We start from the raw sequence: 17,051 nt of genomic DNA on the forward strand, positions 1-17,051 counted from the left end.
ACCGGGTCTCCCCGTAAACTACCCGGCAAGACAGTTAGGCGATGGTGCGCTGCGGGGGACTCGCTCGGCAGGCGCACGGCGAGCGCAGGAGACACCATGTCAGGTCGCCGCTGCCGATTCTGTGTCGCATTGGGCGTTATCGCCCTGGTGACGATGCTGATGGCCGCGTGCTCATCCTCGTCGGGTTCCGGTACGAAACCGGGCCCGGCTACACCGAAACCGGCGGCGCCGGTGCTCTCGGTGACCCCGGCAGCCGGGAGTGAGGATGTCGACCCGCTAGGCAAAATCGAGGTATCCACCTCCGATGGCATTCTGACGTCGGTGTCGATGACCAACGAACAGGGCAAACCGGTGGAGGGAATTCTCACACCGGACAAAACGGCTTGGAAACCGACCGGCCCGCTCGGTTACGGCCATACCTATCAGGTTACCGCGCAGGGCGTGACGATCAGCGGTCCCAGCGGACCCTTGACGGCTTCCTTCTCGACCTTGACGCCGGGCAATCAGACCAAGGCCTACCTGACCACCACGGGCGGCCTGCCGCTGGCCGACGGCGGTACCTACGGGGTCGGCACCGTGATCGTCGCGCACTTCGACGAACCGATTCCGGACCGCGCGGCCGCCGAGAAGCGGCTGAGCGTGACCTCCGATCCGCCGGTCCAGGGCTCCTGGTACTGGCTCGACGACCGCAACGCGCACTGGCGTCCGCAGCAGTACTGGGCCTCGAAGACCAAGGTGACGGTGGCGGCGAACATCTTCGGCGCGGAACTCGGCGACGGAATGTACGGGCAGGAGGACTCCAAGACCACCTTCACCATCGGCCCGTCGCACATCTCGATCGCCGACGACAACACCCATCAGGTGCAGGTGTTCGAGGACGGGAAGCTGATCCGCACCATGCCCACCTCGATGGGGCGCGGCGGCAGCGAGCAGGTCGGCAACAAGACCATCTACTTCAACACCCCGACCGGGGTCTACACGGTGATGGACAAGGGCAACCCGGTGATCATGGACTCCGCCAGCTACGGCCTGCCGGTGAACTCCCGGCTCGGCTACAAGGAGACCATCAACTGGGCCACCCGGATCAGCGCCGACGGCGTCTACCTGCACCAACTGGACTCCACGGTGTGGGCGCAGGGCAGCCAGAACACCTCACACGGTTGCCTGAACCTCAACGGCGAGAACGCCAAATGGTTCTACAACTTCGCGGTGCCGGGCGATGTGGTGGAGGTCCGCAACACCACCGGGCCGCCGCTGCAGTCGTGGGACAACGGCGACTGGACCATTCCGTGGGAGGAGTGGCAGGCGGGCAGCGCGCTGCACTGAGGCCGGTCACTCCCGCAGGGTGAGCAGCACTCCCGGCCGGGGCCGCAGCGAGATCAGGAAGTGTTCGCGCACCGGTCTTTCCGGGTCGGCGCCGAGCCGGAAGCGCTGCGCGATCATGGCGACCGCCACCGTGAGTTCCAGCTCGGCCAGTACCGCCCCGATGCAGCGGCGGGGGCCGCCGCCGAACGGAAAATAGGTGTAGGGCAGCGGTTTCGGTCGATCCGGTGCGAATCGGCCGGGATCGAAGGCGTCGGGGTCCGGCCAGTAGCGTGGATCACGCTGCACCACTTGGCTTCCGAGGAAGACCGTGGACCCGGCCGGGATGCGATATCCGCCGATCTCCATGGGCCGCACCGGTTCTCGCGGGAAGCTCGGGATCGGCGGATGGAGTCGCAACGTCTCGTCGAGTACCTGTCGCAGGTAACGCAATCGTGGCAGGTCCGCCGCGTCCGGAGCCCGGCCGCTCAGCACCGTGTCCAGTTCGGCGCGCAGCCGATCCTGGACCGCCGGATGCCGGGCGATCTCCCACAGTGCCCACGCCAGCCCGCACCCGGTGGTCTCGTACCCCGTCCACAGATAGGTTCGCAGTTCCTCGGCGACCTGCGGCCTGGTCAGCGGCGCTCCCGTGTCGGCGCGGCGCGCGGCGAACAGATCGCCGATCAGCCCGTCCGGCGACGGCTGCGCCGCGTGCCGGGCGAGGAGATCCTCGGCGGCTGCGTCGAAGATTGTCTGAGCGGTCCGCAGCCGTCGCCGCACCGGCGTCGGCAGCCAGGGCGGCAGCAACTGCTCCGGGCTGCCCGGGAACATGGCCGACAGCACCGCCGGGCCGAGCGCGACCACCTGCTCGGCGCGGCCGTCCGGTGCGAAATCGAACAGCGCCCGGCCCACCGCGTCGAAGGTCAGCCGCATGACCTCCGGCACCAGATCGACCGGCCTGCCCTCGGCCGCGTACCCCTCCCAGCGGGTCAGCAGATCGCGCACGGCCGTCGCGAGCCCCGGTCGCGCGGCGGCGAGCCGTGCGGCGCGGAAATGCGGCTGCCCGGCCCGGCGCCGGACGCGCCAGTTCTCGCCGTCGGCGGTGAGCATGCCCTGACCGAGGAACAGCTCGAACCCGCGGTACACCTTGCCGCGCCGGAAGGAGTCCTTGTCGTGCAGGATCCGCCCGATGAGTTCCGGCGCGGCGATCTGATGGACCAGTTGTGGTCCCACCCGGAAGCGGACGATGTCACCGTATCGGCGATGCAACTCCAGCATCAGGTCGGCGGCATCGACGCGATAGCGCCGGATATTGATCGGCAGCTTCGGTCCCGGTGCCTTGTCGCGCCTGGTCATCGCACTCACCGTCGCCTTCGGGGCATCGGTCGGACAGCCTGCGGCGAAACCCCGGACGACTCCTCGGCCGATGCCTGGCTCTCGTCCGGCTAACGGCTTCGCCGGTCATGTAGGTGTACACGTTCACAACCATCCGGTAGGTATTTTTGGTGAAATGCCCTGCCTCGAAGCGTGTTTCGCGAAGACCGGGCGCCGGTCCGACACTCGCGGGCTACGATGCGCGAGCAGGGGAAACACGGCCGACGAACAGGTGTAGCCGGATGGACAAGCGGAGCAGGCTCGACGAGCATCCCACCGTCATCCGGGTTCGCGAGCGCTCCGCCGATTCGGTGCTGCGGCGGGGGCCGCTGGATGCGAAATGGCTGCGCGAGCTGGCATTACAGGCCGGCGCCGACGATGTCGGGTTCGTCGAGATCGACCGTCCGGAACTCCGCGACGAGCGCGCCGAGATCGACTCGGCGCTGCCGGGCGCCCGCGCCCTGATCGGTTTCGTGTGCCGGATGAACCGGGACAGCATCCGCAGTCCGGCGCGTTCGGTGGCGAATCTGGAGTTCCATCACGCCGCCGACGACACCAACGACGTGGCGCGCCGGATCGTGTCGGCGCTGCAGGAGCGGGGCGTGCGGGCGCTGAATCCGGCCGTCGGGTTCCCGATGGAGATGGACCGCTTCCCGGATCGGATCTGGGTCGTCTCGCACAAGCCGGTGGCGGTGGCGGCCGGACTGGGCAAGATGGGCATCCACCGCAATGTCATCCATCCGAAGTTCGGGAGCTTCGTGCTGCTCGGCACCGTCGTGATCGACGCCGAGATCGGCGAGTACTCCCGGCCGATCGACTTCGACCCGTGCCTGGAATGCAAGCTGTGCGTGGCGGCCTGCCCGACCGGGGCCATCGCAGCGGACGGCCGCTTCGACTTCTCCGCCTGCTACACCCACAACTACCGGGAGTTCCTCGGCAATTTCGGGGAGTGGGTGGAACAGATCGCCGACAGCCGCGATGCCGAGGACTACCGTTCCCGCGTCGCCGACAGCGAGACCGCGTCCATGTGGCAGAGCCTGTCGTTCGGCGCCAATTACAAAGCGGCGTACTGCATGTCGGTGTGCCCGGCGGGCGAGGACGTCATCGGCGCCTACCTCGACAACAGCAAGGCGCACCTCAACGATGTGGTGCGCCCGTTGCAGCACAAGGCCGAAACGGTCTACGTCGTCCGCGGCTCGGACGCCGAACAGTATGTCGCGCAACGATTTCCGGAGAAGCAGATCAAGTTCGTCGGCCGCGGCCTGCGTCCGACCAGCATTGCCCGCTTCGTGGCCGGGATGCCACTGCTGTTCCAGCGCGAGCAATCCCGTGGCCTGAACGCGACCTACCACTTCACCTTCACCGGCGCCGAGCAGCGCCGGATCACCGTGGCGATCCGCGACCGCACCCTGGAGATCACCGACGGCCACCAGGGCGCCGCCGACATCCGAATCACCGCCGACTCCCGCACCTGGCTCCGCCTGCTGTCCAAGAAGTCGGTCCTCCCCGGAGCCATCCTGCTCGGCCGCATCAGGCCCTACGGCTCCCCCCGCCTCCTCCTGGCCTTCGCCCGCTGCTTCCCGATGTAGCCCGGGCGGTGGCGGCGGCGGTCGGGCAGTACGTAGTGTCACAGGGGTGACGACTGTGCGGCGGCCCAATCGGGGGCCGGCGGCTGCGGCGGCCAATCGAGTGGCGCTGATCGGCGCGGCTCGGGAGGTGCTCACGGAGTACGGAGCGGATGCGCCGATGGCGTTGATCGCGCAGCGGGCCGGAGTGGGCAAAGGGAGTCTGTATCGGCACTTTCCGACGCGGGCGGACGTCATTGTCGCGGTGTTCGAGGATATCGTGAGGGAGCTGGAGCGGTTCGCCGCCGAGGCCGACAGCACCGCCTGGCGGGTGATCGGCGCGATCGTCGAGCAGTTGGTCGCCTCGGTCGCGTTCATCGCCGTGCTCGATCCGGGCGACAGTTCCGACGGGCGGCTCTACGAACCCGGTCAGCGCGTCATCCGATTGCTGAAAGCCAAACTCGCCGAGGAAGACCTGCGCGGCGGGCTGCGGGCGGACCTGACCGTCGACGAGGTGTTCGTCGGCATCAGCATGCTGGCGGGGCTGCTGCACAAGACGCCCACCGCCGAGCGCCCCGCCGCCGCGGAGCGGGGATGGGCGCTGCTGACTCGCGCGTTCTATGCCGTACCGAGCGACGCGCCGGCAATCGGTGCGCCACGGTAACAGTGCGACGGTCTTGTCAGTCATCGTGGTGGTGCGACCGGGGCCAGGCAGCTGGAGGGTAGGTCGACCATCGAGCACCAGACCGGTGGGCGGGTGGGTCGATAATCCGCGGGGACGCCGCCGCGGGCGATGATGTCGCGATAGGCGGGGACGCCGTCGGTGGGGCGGCGGGTCAGGGTCGGGTCGGTGGCGACGTCGACGGTGTAGAGACCGTATCGCGGTGCGTAACTGCCCCATTCGTAATTGTCGGTGAGGCTCCAGTAGTTGTAGCCGATGACGTTCATGCCGTCGGCGCGGGCGCGTTGCAGCCAGTAGACGGTGTCGCGCAGATCGTCCGCCCGGTCCCAGCCGTCGGCGCGGGGCTTACCGTTCTCGGTCGGCATGCCGTTCTCCACGATGTACAGCGGTTTACCGGGGAACTTGCGGTCGAAATAGCGCAGCGCGTAATAGATGCCCTCCGGCGTGATCGACAGCTCCCAGGGCGCGTCGGCGGCGACCGGGTTGGATCCTTCCGGATGCGCCAGCGAGGCGCCGTAGTAGTAATCGATGCCGAGGTAGTCCAGCTTCGCGGCCACCCGGTCCTCGAACAGCGCGTCGGTGAGCGCCTGTCCACTCGCGGCGAAGGCGACATTGCTGGTCACCATCGCGCCGGGCTGCCGGGCGTGGATGTAGTCGTACACCGCGTCGTGGGCGGCGACGAGACGATCGTTCAATGCCGGGATGTCGCCGACACCCATGTTGCCCATGCGCAATTCGTGCATGCTGTAGAACGCCGGTTCGTTGAACGTGACCCACAGCGGGTCGAAGCGCGCGTACCGGTCCACCACTTTTCGGGCGTTGGCCAGCCAGTCGTCCACGATGCCCGGATTGCGCCAGCCGCCGCGGTCGACCTCCCAGCCCGGATACGCCCAGTGATCCAAGGTGAGCATCGGGCGCATGCCCGCGTCCCGGATCGCGGCGATCACGTCGTCGTAGAAGCGGAACCCTTCCTCGTCCCACTCCCCCGGATGTGGTTGCAGCCGTTACCATTCCACGCTGATCCGGTACACCCGCGCACCCAGGTCCCGCGCCAGGCCGATGTCCTCGCGATAGCGGTGGAAGAAGTCGACGGAATCACCGTAGGCCTCGCGCGACGCGGCGTAGCGGCTCCAATTGCTGTCGGCCGCATGCCCTTCGCTCTGGAAACCGGACGACGCGACACCCCAGAGGAACGACGGCTCGAGCGACGGCACTCCGGCGGGCTCCGCCGCGCTCACCCCCGCACTACCCGCCACGATCGCCGCGACCAGCGTGGCGAGAATCCTGCTCCCCATTCGAAATCCGCCTTCCTCGACCGGCTTCCGACCGGCATGGCCCGGTGACGGCACCAACCGGACTGTAGGGTCCGGTTGGTGTGCAAGTCTGACCGAGACGGCGGCTGACGTCAATACGAGCGGGGACGCAGGACGACTACCGGGATCTCGCGATCCGTCCAGGACTGGTAGGTGTCGAAGTCGGCGTAGGCGTCGAGGAGCAGGGGCCACAGGCGGGCGCGCTGATCCGGGTCGGCGGTGACGGCGTGGACCGCCCGGCGGTCCCGGCCGATCTGGATGTGGGCATCGGGGTGGGCGCACAGGTTGCGGTACCACTGCGGGTGATGACGGAGGCCGCCCTGGGAGGCGACGATGACGACGTCGTCGCCATCGGTGATGTAGAGCAGCGGCGTGGTGTACGTGGCGCCGGATTTCCGGCCGCGATGCTCGAGCAGCAGGGTCGGGACCGGTTTGCGGAAGCCCGCGCCGATACGCCACTTCCCGCCGATGCGGCCGCCCGTCCGCTTGTAGACCCACACTTGGGCTCTGCCCGCGTATTTGAAGATCTTCGGCAGTATCGGCGAATCGAGCTGCTTGGGGCGCGGCGGCGTCGCGGCGGTCATGGTGTGCCTTTCTCCGGATGAGCTGCCGACGACCATACATCTACCACCATGTGTATGGTCAAGACGGCCGGTAAGCTTTCCGGTGATCTGTGCGGGAGGAGTGCGGTGCGTACGCATGGTTGGTCCGGAGCGGCGCCCGGCGACGACGACGAGGCCATCGCGCGAATCCTGGCCGCCGCGAAGGCGGCCATCGATCGCTCCGGCGCGGAGTTCACCATCGCCGAGGTCGCGCGCGACCTCGGCGTCACCCGCCAGACGGTGTACCGCTACTTCCCCAGTGCCGAAGCGCTTCTGACCGCGACGGCCATCGCGCACACCGAGCAATTCCTCGACGTCCTGGCCGAGCATGTGCACGATCTGCGCGATCCCGCGACCGCGGTCGTCGAGGGCATCGCCTACACCCTCGAACGCCTGCCGCAGGAGAAGTACCTCGGCCTGCTGCTGGCTCCCGGCCGCGCCGGAGCGTTCTCGGCGGGCGTCACCTCCGATACCGCGATGGCGTTCGGCCGTTCGATCCTGCGACGCTACGCGGTCGACTGGGACGCGGCCGGAATCTCCGACACCGACCTGGACGGCCTCGTCGAACACATGCTGCGCATCGTCCAGTCGTTCGTCATCGACCCCGGCCGCCCGCCGCGCACCGGCCGCGACCTTCGCGACTACCTCTCCACCTGGGTGGCCCCGGCACTGCGAACTCCACGCACCCAGGCCGAAACCCTCAGCCGGTGACCGGGTGGCTCCGGTCCAGTTCGAGGTTCAACTCGAGCACGTTGACCCGGGACTCACCCAGGAAGCCGAGATCGCGCCCCTTGGTGTGCGCATCGACCGCCGCGCGCACGTCGGCTTCGGAGATGTTGCGGGCCTTGGCGATTCGTGGCGCCTGAATGGCCGCATACTCCGGGGAGATGTCCGGATCGAGTCCGGAGGCGGAGGTGACGACGGCGTCGGCGGGCACCGCGGGAGCGGACGGGGCGTCGCCGCGCACGGGCACGATCAGCCCGGCCGAGTAGTCCTCGCCGACCCTCGCGCACTCGACCCGCACACCCTCGTAGGTATCCAGGAAAGGCGTGGCCGGGCAGGCCTCGTCGACACTGATCACCGCCGTGGGATGGGTCACCCGGCCGCGGTCGTCGCGCGGACCCAGCACCGAAAGCACCGCGCCCACACCGGATTCCGTGCAGAACGGGCGGCGGCCGTCCACGCCCTCGCGCTCACCGACGGCCTTGCTGCGCGCGCAGACCTGGGTGAGCAGGCTCTGTTTCGCGTCGTCCGGATTCTCGGCGAGGGTGTCGACGATGCTCTCCGGACCGAGGTTGGTGAAGCTGGTCGAGGTCGGGTCGTAGCCGTCACCCTTGCCCGAGCTCGACGGTCGGCTCTGGAAGTACTGCGCCAGCGCGTTGCCGTTGCCGTCGGTAAAGGCCTGGCCGATCAACGACGAGCCGACGATCCGGCCGTCCTGCTCGATCAGCGACCCGTTCGCCTTGTCGTGCAGGCCGGGCAGCTGCGCGACCGCGAAAACCGCTACGGGATAGACGATTCCGGTGATCACGGTCAGCACCAGCAGCGCGCGCAGCGCCGCGAGGTGCTGCCGGATCCAGGTTGTCTTCCGCATCGAGAAAGTAGGCATATCAGGACATCCCGGGGAGGAATCGAACGATCAGGTCGATGAGCTTGATGCCGAGGAACGGCGCGACGATGCCGCCGACACCATAGACGGCGAGATTGCGGGAGAGCAGTGTGGACGCGCTCGACGGCGTGTACTTCACGCCCCGCAGCGCCAGCGGGATCAGCGCCACGATAACCAGCGCGTTGAAGATCACCGCCGACAGGATCGCCGACTGCGGGCTGTGCAGCCGCATGACATTGAGGACGTCGAGCCCGGGGAACAGCACCACGAACAGCGCGGGAATGATCGCGAAGTACTTGGCGATGTCGTTGGCGATGGAGAACGTCGTCAGCGCGCCCCGGGTGATCAGCAACTGCTTGCCGATCTCCACGATCTCGATCAGCTTGGTCGGATCCGAGTCCAGATCGACCATATTGCCGGCCTCTTTGGCGGCCGAGGTGCCGGTGTTCATCGCGACGCCGACGTCGGCCTGCGCGAGAGCGGGCGCGTCGTTGGTGCCGTCGCCGGTCATCGCGACCAGGCGGCCGCCGTCCTGCTCCCGCTTGATCAACGCCAGCTTGTCCTCCGGCGTGGCCTCGGCGAGGAAGTCGTCCACGCCGGCCTCGTCGGCGATCGCCTTGGCTGTCAACGGATTGTCACCCGTGATCATGACCGTCCGGATGCCCATGCGGCGCATCTCGTCGAAACGCTCACGCATGCCTTGCTTCACGACATCCTCGAGTTGGATCACGCCGAGCAGCCGGGCATTCCCGCCGGAGATCTCGCCGACCACCAGCGGGGTGCCGCCGGCCGCGGAGATGCCGTCGACGGTCACGCCTGCCTCGGCGGGGACTTCGCCGCCGTGGGCGCGGACCCATTCGGTGACGGCGCTGGCCGCGCCTTTGCGTAGTTGGTGGCCATCGTGCAGGTCGACGCCCGACATGCGGGTCTGCGCGGTGAATTCCACCCACGTGGCCCCGGTCAGCTCGCCGGGCGTGCGTTCGCGCTTGTTGTAGGCCTGCTTGGCGTACACCACGATCGAGCGGCCCTCGGGCGTTTCGTCGGCGAGACTGGAAAGCTGTGCGGCGTCGGCGATCTCGTCTTCGGAGATGCCCGGCATCGGCACGAATTCCGACGCCTGCCGGTTGCCGAGGGTGATGGTGCCGGTCTTGTCCAGCAGCAGCGTGTTCACGTCCCCCGCGGCCTCGACGGCGCGCCCGGACATGGCCAGCACATTGCGCTGCACCAGCCGGTCCATGCCCGCGATGCCGATGGCGGACAGCAGTGCGCCGATCGTGGTCGGGATCAGGCACACCAGCAGCGACACCAGCACGATGCCGGTGACACCGTGCACGTCCAGCGCCGCAGTGTTCGGGACGCCGGGATTGTTCGCCTTGGCGAAGATCGCCAGCGGTTGCACTGTCGCCACGGCGAACACGAAGATGATCGTGAGTGCGGCCAGCAGAATGTTCAACGCGATCTCGTTCGGCGTCTTCTGCCGCGAGGCGCCCTCCACCAGCGCGATCATCTTGTCGATGAACGAGCCACCCGGCTCCTGCGTGATCCGCACGACGATCCGGTCCGACAGCACCGTGGTCCCGCCGGTCACCGCCGAACGATCACCGCCGGACTCGCGGATCACCGGCGCGGACTCGCCGGTGATGGCCGACTCGTCCACGGACGCAATGCCTTCCACGACATCGCCGTCACCCGGGACGACCTGCCCCGCCTCGACCACCACATGGTCGCCGCGGCGCAGTTCCGGCGCCGAGACCTGCTCCTCGGTGTGGTGCTGCTGACCGGGATGCCAATCCACCAGCCTGCGAGCGACGGTGTCGGTCTTGGCTTTACGCAATGTGTCGGCCTGCGCCTTGCCGCGCCCCTCGGCGACGGCCTCGGCCAAATTCGCGAAAAGCACTGTGAGCCAGAGCCATACGACGACGGCCCAGCTGAAGAACGTCGGTTCGGCGATGGCCAGCATCGTCGACCACACGGCGCCGATCTCGACGATCAGCATCACCGGATTGCGCCACAGCGTGCGCGGATCGAGTTTCCGGAAGGCCTCCGGCAGGGACTGCACCAGCATCCGCGGGTCGAAAAGGCCCGTGCCGACACGCGATTTCGCCAGGGTGGGGGCGGTCATGAGTGGATTCCTTCGGCGAGCGGCCCGAGCGCCAGGGCGGGCAGGAAGGTGAGCGCGACGAGGATCAGCGTCACGCCGACGACCATGCCGACGAACTGCGGCCGGTGCGTCGGCAACGTACCGATCGACTCGGGGGTATGTCCTTGTGCGGCAAGCGAACCGGCGAGCGCGAGCGCGAGAATGATCGGGACGAAGCGGCCGAAGACCATGGCCAGGCCCAGCGCCGTGTTGTACCAGTCGGTATTGCCGGACAGTCCCGCGAAGGCCGATCCGTTGTTGTTGGCCGCCGAGGCGAAGGCGTACAGCACCTCGGTCAGGCCGTGCGGCCCGGTGTTGGCCATGCTCGCGCGCTGTCCCGGCATGGCCATCGCGGCGGCCGTGCCCACCAGCACGATCAGCGGGCTCACCAGGAAATAGGTGGCGGCGAGCTTGATCTCGCGCGGCGTGATCTTCTTGCCCAGGTATTCCGGCGTGCGCCCGACCATGAGCCCGGCGACGAACACCGTGATCACGGCCAGGATCAGCATGCCGTACAGCCCCGCGCCGACACCGCCGGGCGCGACCTCGCCCAATTGCATGTTGAACAGCGGCCACAGCCCGCCCAGGCTGGTGTAGGAATCGTGCGCCGAATCGACCGCACCGGTCGAGGTGAGCGTGGTGGCCGCGGCATAGGTCGCCGAATTCGACACGCCGAAGCGGGTTTCCACGTCGGCCATCGCGGAACCGACCGCGGTCGGCACGGTGCCGTGGTGCAGCAGCTGGAACAGATTGGTCAGGGTGACGCTGATGATCGCGAGCGTGGCCATCACCGCGGTGATCGCGTAACCCTGCTTCGGGCTGCCGACCATGCGGCCGAAGGTGCGCGGCAGGGAGAAGCCGATCACCAGGATCAGGAAGATCTGGAGCCAGTTCGTCCAGGCGGTCGGGTTCTCGAACGGGTGCGCGGCATTGACGTTGAAGAAGCCACCGCCATTGGTGCCCAGCTCCTTGATGACCTCCTGACCGGCGACCGGACCGCCCGGCAGGGTCTGCGATCCGGTACCGGCCACGGTCTGCGCGACCTGGTCGTAGACATGGAAATTCTGGATCATGCCCGCCGCCACGAAGACGAGGGCGAACACGAACGCGATCGGCAGCAGCAGCCGGATGGTTCCCCTCACCAGATCCACCCAGAAGTTGCCGAGGTCGCCGGTGTCGCGGCGCGCGAAGCCGCGCACCAGCGCCATCGCCACCGCGATACCGACCGCGGCCGAGACGAAGTTCTGCACCGTCAGCCCGACCATCTGCACGGTGTGACCGAGCGTGGACTCACCGGCGTAGTTCTGCCAGTTCGTATTCGTGACGAAGCTGATCGCGGTGTTCCACGCGAGGCCGCCGGTCATCTCGGTGCCGGGATCGGTCAGATGCCACGGCAGCTGTCCCTGCAGCAGTTGCAGGAAGAACAGGAACAGCACGCCGATCGCCGAGAACGCCAGCACACTGCGGGCATAGACGCCCCAGGTCTGCTCGACGCCCGGCTCGACGCCGATGAGCCGGTAGATGCCGCGCTCGAACCGGGAGTGCTTCGTGCCCGCGTAGACCCGGTACATGTAGTCGCCGAGCGGGACGTGCACCACCGCGAGCGCGATCACCAGGGATACCGCGAACAGTATCCCCGCGGTAGTCGTGTTCACCTAGAACCTCTCCGGAAACAGCAGGGCCGCAAGGACATACAGGGCGACGCCGACGGCCAGCAGCAGGCCGATGATGTTCTGCGTCACAGCCGTTCGACTCCCCGCTGGATCAGGCCGAGCAGTGCGAAGACCGCCACGGTCAGCAGCGTGAACACCACGACAGACATGGGAAACAACCTCTCTCGACAACGGCGCACCCGAGGCGCGCCACAGCGAGTCAAGCGTCTGCTTTGGCCGTTTTCGAGGTCGTTGACGCCTTCTTAGCGTTCCGCCGCCGCGAATTGACGCCGCGCTTACAGGGGTGTGCGCGGTCAGCGCCGCAATGCCGTCAACGTCGGCCGGACGGCCGTCAAGAAGCCGTAAAGATCGGTCTGACCGCCACCGCCGCCGGTAGACAGTGGAGTGCTCGGCTACGGGATCGACCGGCCGGCTACGACAGCGACGGTAAGGAGAAGACAGTGCCGGATTTCGCGGTCACCACCGCGGTGCTCCTCGGGTTCCTGGCCTGCGCGCTGGCCCTGCGGGTACTCGCGACCGCGCAGCGCCGCCCGCGAGCGACCGAGCGCGTGGCGCGAGACAGTCGCCGCGGCGCCCGCGCCATGATGGACGAGTGAAGCGCGGGCAGCTACGGATCTACCTCGGCGCCGCCCCGGGCGTGGGCAAGACCTTCGCGATGCTCGGCGAGGCGCATCGGCGGCTGGAACGCGGCCGGGACGTGGTCGCCGCCGTGGTGGAGACGCACGGCCGCGCGAAGACCGCCCAACTGCTGGCGGGCATCGAGCGCGTACCGCCGAAGCTGATCGACTACCGCGGCGCCACCCTGCCCGAACTCGACGTGGAAGCGGTCCTGCGCCGCCGCCCCGCGGTCGCGCTCGTCGACGAACTGGCCCACACCAACGTGCCCGGTTCCCGCAACGACAAGCGCTGGCAGGACGTACACGAACTGCTCGACGCCGGCATCGATGTGATCTCGACGGTCAACGTGCAGCACCTGGAGAGCCTCAACGACGTCGTGCAGCAGATCACCGGCGTGGTGCAGCGCGAGACCGTGCCCGACTGGGTGGTGCGCGGCGCCGAGCAGGTGGAGTTGGTGGACATCACCCCGGAGGCGCTGCGGCGGCGGATGTCGCACGGCAACGTCTACGCCGCCGAGCGGGTCGACGCCGCGCTGCGCAACTACTTCCGGCCCGGAAACCTCACGGCGCTACGGGAATTGGCGCTGCTGTGGCTGGCCGACCAGGTCGACGCGGCGCTGGCCAAGTACCGCGACGACCACCGGATCACCGATACCTGGGAGACGCGCGAACGCGTCGTGGTGGCGGTGACCGGCGGGCCCGAATCGGAGACGATCGTGCGCCGCGCGAGCCGCATCGCCACCAAGTCCAGCGCGGATCTGATCGTGGTGCACGTGGTCCGCGGCGACGGCCTGGCCGGAGTGTCCACCCAGCGCCTCGCGCGGCTGCGGGACCTGGCCGACAGTCTCGGCGCCGGACTCCACACCGTCACCGGCCAGGACGTGCCCGTCGCGCTGCTCGACTTCGCCCGCCAGGTCAACGCCACCCAGCTGGTGCTGGGCACCTCGCGGCGGTCGCGCTGGGCCCGCATGGTCGAGGAGGGCATCGGATCCACCGTCGTGCAGCTGTCGGGAAAGATCGACGTACACATGGTCACCCACGAGGAATCCAAGCGCGGGTTCCGATGGTCGGCGGTCACCCCCCGGCATCGCAAGCTGTCGTCCTGGCCGGCCGCGGTGCTGGTGCCCACGCTGATCACCGTGGGCTGCTACTTCTGGGTGGACCACCACCTCGACCTGGCCGGGGAGAGCGCGCTGTTCTTCATCGGCGTCGTCGCGGTGTCGCTGCTCGGCGGCGTCGCACCGGCCACACTGTCGGCGCTGCTGGGCGGGCTGCTGCTGAACTGGTTCTTCGTCTCACCGCGGCACAGCCTGACCATCGCCGAGCTGAACAACTTCCTCACCATCGTGGTGATGCTGCTGGTGGCCGTCGCCGTCGCGGCGCTGGTGGACGTGTCCTCGAAACGGCGGCGCGAGGCGCGCCGGGCCTCGCAGCAGGCCGAACTGCTCACCCTGTTCGCCGGTGCCGTGCTGCACGGCGCCGACCTGCACGACCTGCTCGAACGCGCCCGCGAGACCTTCGGGCAGCGGGCGGTCAGCTTCGCCACCGACGACGAGGTGATCGCCTGCGTCGGCGAGAACCCGCCGCGCCGGGTCGGCGATGCCGATGTCGCGATCGAGGCGGGCGACGACATGCACTGGCTACTGCTCACCGGCCGCGCGCTGACCGCCGGCGACCGGCTGGTGCTGGGCGCGGTCGCCAATCAGGCCGCCGGATTGCAGCAGCGCCGCCGCTTGGCCGACGAGGCCCAGGCCGCCGCCGGCGTGCTCGAGGCCGACCGGTTGCGCCGAGCATTGCTGTCGGCGGTCAGCCACGACCTGCGCACTCCGCTGGCCGCCGCCAAGGCCGCAGCGTCCAGCCTGCGCAGTGACGATGTCGAGTTCTCCCCCGAGGACACCGCCGAATTGCTGGAAACCGTCGAGGAATCCGTCGATCAGCTCACCGCGCTCGTCGGCAATCTGCTCGACTCCTCGCGGCTGGCCGTCGGGGTGGTTCGGCCTCAGCTGAAGCGGGTCTACCTGGAAGAGGTCGTCAGCCGGGCGGTGGTCGGGGTCGGGATGGGCACCCGGGGCGTGCGCCGCGCGGCGATGGACCGGATCAAGGTCGAGGTCGGCGATGTCTCGGTGCGCGCCGACAGCGGCCTGCTGGAACGGGTGCTGGCCAACCTGATCGACAACGCGCTGCGTTATTCGCCACGCGAGACCACCGTGCGTGTCGCCGCCGAACGCACCGGCCACCGCGTGTCGATCACCGTGGTGGACTACGGTCCCGGAGTGCCGACGGGCATGGAAGACCAGATGTTCGAACCGTTTCAGCGGCTCGGCGATCGCGACAACTCCACCGGCGTCGGATTGGGCCTGTCGGTGGTCCGCGGCTTCGTCGAGGCGATGGCCGGCACGGTGCACGCCGAGCCGACCCCCGGCGGCGGTCTCACCATGGTGATCGATCTGCCGACCGGCGAAGGACCGTCCGATTCCGGTGGTACGACAGAGCTTTCAGAACAGGAGAACCGGTGACTGCACCGAACACGGCGCCGACCAAGGTGCTCGTGGTCGACGACGAACCACAGATCCTGCGCGCGCTGCGGATCAACCTGTCGGTCCGCGGCTACGAGGTGATCACCGCCGCCAGCGGCGCCGCCGCACTGCGCGCCGCCGCCGAGAAACACCCCGACGTCGTCGTGCTCGACCTCGGCCTGCCCGACATGGACGGCATCGACGTGCTGGCCGGACTGCGCGGCTGGAGCCGGTCGCCGGTGATCGTGCTGTCCGCGCGCACCGACTCCGCCGACAAGGTCGAGGCGCTCGACGCCGGGGCGGACGACTATGTCACCAAGCCGTTCGGGATGGATGAGCTGCTGGCGCGGTTGCGGGCGGCGGTGCGGCGGGCGGCCGACGGCGGGGAGGGGACCGATCCGGTGATCGAGACCTCGTCGTTCGTCGTCGATCTGGCGGCCAAGAAGGTGACCAAGCATGGGGTCGACGTGCATTTGACGCCGACGGAATGGGGGGTTTTGGAGATGTTGGTGCGTAATCAGGGGAAGCTCGTGGGGCGGCGGGAGTTGCTGCGGGAGGTGTGGGGGCCTTCGTATGCGACCGAGACTCATTATCTGCGTGTGTATTTGGCGCAGTTGCGGCGGAAGTTGGAGGATGATCCTTCGCGTCCTAAGCATCTGTTGACCGAGGCGGGGATGGGGTATCGGTTCAGCGTTTGAGGGTCTGCTGTGTTTTTGGCCTCCGCTTCGCTGCGGCGGGTTTTCGGCGCCCTTGGTCTCGGTTTTCGGGTGCCGCTGCTGGCTCCTTCGTCGCTTCGCAGCGGCACCCGAAAACCGAGACGCGCCGAAAACCGGGCGGGGTTGCGGGGGTGGGGGTGAGCTGTGGCTGTTGGTGGGTGGGGCGGTGGGGTTTGCTGGATGGCAGGATCGGGGGCATGACTGAACAGACGGTTGGGGCGGCAGCGGATAAGGGGGCGGCTCAGCTGTGGGTTGAGCGGACTGGGACTCGGCGTTATACGGGGCGTAGTTCTCGGGGGGCGGAGGTGCTTGTCGGGTCCGAGGGGGTGGAGGGGGTGTTCACTCCGGGGGAGTTGCTGAAGATCGCGTTGGCGGCTTGTACGGGGATGAGTTCGGACTTTCCGTTGTCGAATCGGCTCGGCGAGAACTATGACGTGACGATTCGGGTGTCGGGGGCCGCTGATCGGGAGAACGAGGTTTATCCGGAACTCGACGAGGTGGTGGAGCTGGATCTGTCCGAACTCGACGATGCGGGGCGGGAACGGCTGCTGGTTACCGTGCAGCGCGCTATCGACAAGGTGTGCACCGTGGGGCGGACCTTGAAGGCGGGAAGCAAGGTGAACCTGACATTTCAGGTGGACGCGTGAGCGATCCGGTCCGGCTCAGCGCCTGGGTGCACGGCCTGGTGCAGGGCGTCGGATTCCGGTGGTCGACTCGGTCGCGGGCGCTCGAATGGGGTCTGGTGGGCTATGCGCGTAACACCAGCGACGGACGAGTGCATGTTATTGCAGAGGGTCCGAGGGACCGATGTGACAAACTGCTGGCGTGGTTGCGGTCCGGCAACACGCCTGGCCGCGTCGACCTGGTTGTGGAAGACTGGGGCGCCGCGCTGGGCGAATTGACCGGATTCGAGGAACGGTAGCGGCGGGGAACAGGGAGTCG

16 protein-coding genes and 1 pseudogene are annotated in these 17,051 nt (G+C 68.1%); 9 read left to right on the forward strand and 8 right to left on the reverse strand.

Features of this window, described 5'->3' with window-relative positions; translation table 11 throughout:
• The first annotated feature begins 96 nt into the window (after positions 1-96).
• Positions 97-1,326, forward strand: coding sequence for an Ig-like domain-containing protein (locus ACFMRZ_RS12115; RefSeq protein ID WP_280270815.1), 1,230 nt, complete (start codon positions 97-99; stop codon positions 1,324-1,326).
• Between the two features lie 6 nt (positions 1,327-1,332).
• On the opposite strand, the gene ACFMRZ_RS12120 is transcribed toward ACFMRZ_RS12115, so the two are convergent.
• Positions 1,333-2,658 (reverse strand): cytochrome P450, encoded by a 1,326-nt coding sequence (locus tag ACFMRZ_RS12120; RefSeq protein WP_400179219.1) that lies wholly within the window; start codon positions 2,656-2,658, stop codon positions 1,333-1,335.
• 260 nt (positions 2,659-2,918) lie between these two features.
• Between ACFMRZ_RS12120 and ACFMRZ_RS12125 the strand changes: the two genes are divergently transcribed.
• Both ACFMRZ_RS12125 and ACFMRZ_RS12130 read left to right on the forward strand, forming a co-directional pair.
• A complete protein-coding gene (locus tag ACFMRZ_RS12125) occupies positions 2,919-4,265 on the forward strand; it encodes a 4Fe-4S binding protein (protein ID WP_400179220.1) in 1,347 nt (448 codons plus the stop codon).
• Between the two features lie 46 nt (positions 4,266-4,311).
• Positions 4,312-4,905 carry a TetR/AcrR family transcriptional regulator gene (locus ACFMRZ_RS12130; RefSeq protein ID WP_400179221.1) on the forward strand — a complete coding sequence of 198 codons (594 nt, stop codon included), beginning with the start codon at positions 4,312-4,314 and terminating at the stop codon, positions 4,903-4,905.
• A gap of 20 nt (positions 4,906-4,925) precedes the next feature.
• On the opposite strand, the pseudogene ACFMRZ_RS12135 reads toward ACFMRZ_RS12130, so the two are convergent.
• Together ACFMRZ_RS12135 and ACFMRZ_RS12140 are read right to left on the reverse strand one after the other, a co-directional pair.
• Positions 4,926-6,218, reverse strand: a pseudogene (locus ACFMRZ_RS12135) (glycoside hydrolase family 1 protein).
• 110 nt (positions 6,219-6,328) lie between these two features.
• On the reverse strand, positions 6,329-6,820 hold the full coding sequence (locus ACFMRZ_RS12140) for a nitroreductase family deazaflavin-dependent oxidoreductase (protein WP_400179222.1): 492 nt from the start codon (positions 6,818-6,820) through the stop codon (positions 6,329-6,331).
• Between the two features lie 105 nt (positions 6,821-6,925).
• On the opposite strand from ACFMRZ_RS12140, the gene ACFMRZ_RS12145 reads away from it, so the two are divergent.
• Positions 6,926-7,549: a TetR/AcrR family transcriptional regulator gene (locus ACFMRZ_RS12145; protein WP_400179223.1), complete on the forward strand. Its 624-nt coding sequence runs from the start codon at positions 6,926-6,928 to the stop codon at positions 7,547-7,549.
• On the opposite strand, the gene ACFMRZ_RS12150 is transcribed toward ACFMRZ_RS12145, so the two are convergent.
• From ACFMRZ_RS12150 to ACFMRZ_RS12170, 5 genes are read right to left on the reverse strand one after another with little or no spacing between them, the layout of a single operon-like run.
• Positions 7,539-8,432, reverse strand: coding sequence for a potassium-transporting ATPase subunit C (locus tag ACFMRZ_RS12150; protein ID WP_400179224.1), 894 nt, complete (start codon positions 8,430-8,432; stop codon positions 7,539-7,541). The two genes, ACFMRZ_RS12145 and ACFMRZ_RS12150, sit on opposite strands and share 11 nt — an antisense overlap.
• A 16-nt stretch (positions 8,433-8,448) precedes the next feature.
• Positions 8,449-10,569: a potassium-transporting ATPase subunit KdpB gene (kdpB, locus tag ACFMRZ_RS12155; RefSeq protein WP_400179225.1), complete on the reverse strand. Its 2,121-nt coding sequence runs from the start codon at positions 10,567-10,569 to the stop codon at positions 8,449-8,451.
• Positions 10,566-12,242: a potassium-transporting ATPase subunit KdpA gene (gene kdpA, locus ACFMRZ_RS12160; RefSeq protein ID WP_400179226.1), complete on the reverse strand. Its 1,677-nt coding sequence runs from the start codon at positions 12,240-12,242 to the stop codon at positions 10,566-10,568. Before kdpA ends, kdpB begins: the two co-directional genes overlap by 4 nt.
• Entirely contained in the window at positions 12,243-12,329 is an 87-nt protein-coding gene (locus ACFMRZ_RS12165) for a potassium-transporting ATPase subunit F (protein WP_280270302.1), read from the reverse strand.
• Positions 12,326-12,409, reverse strand: coding sequence for a potassium-transporting ATPase (locus ACFMRZ_RS12170; protein ID WP_114699639.1), 84 nt, complete (start codon positions 12,407-12,409; stop codon positions 12,326-12,328). The genes ACFMRZ_RS12165 and ACFMRZ_RS12170 overlap by 4 nt, the downstream gene beginning before the upstream one ends.
• A gap of 291 nt (positions 12,410-12,700) precedes the next feature.
• On the opposite strand from ACFMRZ_RS12170, the gene ACFMRZ_RS12175 reads away from it, so the two are divergent.
• The 5 genes from ACFMRZ_RS12175 (at position 12,701) to ACFMRZ_RS12195 (ending at position 17,031) form a co-directional block, all read left to right on the forward strand.
• On the forward strand, positions 12,701-12,856 hold the full coding sequence (locus tag ACFMRZ_RS12175) for a hypothetical protein (protein ID WP_400179227.1): 156 nt from the start codon (positions 12,701-12,703) through the stop codon (positions 12,854-12,856).
• The gene (locus tag ACFMRZ_RS12180) at positions 12,853-15,393 is read left to right on the forward strand and encodes an ATP-binding protein (protein WP_400179228.1); all 2,541 of its coding nucleotides are present in this window, start codon (positions 12,853-12,855) and stop codon (positions 15,391-15,393) included. The genes ACFMRZ_RS12175 and ACFMRZ_RS12180 overlap by 4 nt, the downstream gene beginning before the upstream one ends.
• Complete coding sequence (locus tag ACFMRZ_RS12185) at positions 15,390-16,091, forward strand: response regulator (protein WP_280270295.1); 702 nt, start codon at positions 15,390-15,392, stop codon at positions 16,089-16,091. Before ACFMRZ_RS12180 ends, ACFMRZ_RS12185 begins: the two co-directional genes overlap by 4 nt.
• Positions 16,092-16,306: 215 nt before the next feature.
• Positions 16,307-16,756: an OsmC family protein gene (locus ACFMRZ_RS12190; protein WP_400179229.1), complete on the forward strand. Its 450-nt coding sequence runs from the start codon at positions 16,307-16,309 to the stop codon at positions 16,754-16,756.
• Positions 16,753-17,031, forward strand: a complete 279-nt coding sequence (locus ACFMRZ_RS12195) for an acylphosphatase (protein ID WP_280273221.1) — start codon at positions 16,753-16,755, stop codon at positions 17,029-17,031. The genes ACFMRZ_RS12190 and ACFMRZ_RS12195 overlap by 4 nt, the downstream gene beginning before the upstream one ends.
• Positions 17,032-17,051: the final 20 nt, after the last annotated feature.

The organism is Nocardia sp. N2S4-5, from assembly GCF_044628355.1.
Lineage (GTDB): Bacteria > Actinomycetota > Actinomycetes > Mycobacteriales > Mycobacteriaceae > Nocardia > Nocardia wallacei_B.

What these genes read in the sequence shown, in the direction of transcription:
- ACFMRZ_RS12120 (WP_400179219.1), bottom strand. Translation starts at nt 2,658, where the DNA reads ATGACCAGGCGCGACAAGGCACCGGGACCGAAGCTGCCGATCAATATC.
- ACFMRZ_RS12140 (WP_400179222.1), bottom strand. Translation starts at nt 6,820, where the DNA reads ATGACCGCCGCGACGCCGCCGCGCCCCAAGCAGCTCGATTCGCCGATA.
- ACFMRZ_RS12170 (WP_114699639.1), bottom strand. Translation starts at nt 12,409, where the DNA reads ATGTCTGTCGTGGTGTTCACGCTGCTGACCGTGGCGGTCTTCGCACTG.
- ACFMRZ_RS12190 (WP_400179229.1), top strand. Translation starts at nt 16,307, where the DNA reads ATGACTGAACAGACGGTTGGGGCGGCAGCGGATAAGGGGGCGGCTCAG.
- kdpB (WP_400179225.1), bottom strand. Translation starts at nt 10,569, where the DNA reads ATGACCGCCCCCACCCTGGCGAAATCGCGTGTCGGCACGGGCCTTTTC.
- ACFMRZ_RS12125 (WP_400179220.1), top strand. Translation starts at nt 2,919, where the DNA reads ATGGACAAGCGGAGCAGGCTCGACGAGCATCCCACCGTCATCCGGGTT.
- ACFMRZ_RS12115 (WP_280270815.1), top strand. Translation starts at nt 97, where the DNA reads ATGTCAGGTCGCCGCTGCCGATTCTGTGTCGCATTGGGCGTTATCGCC.
- ACFMRZ_RS12150 (WP_400179224.1), bottom strand. Translation starts at nt 8,432, where the DNA reads ATGCGGAAGACAACCTGGATCCGGCAGCACCTCGCGGCGCTGCGCGCG.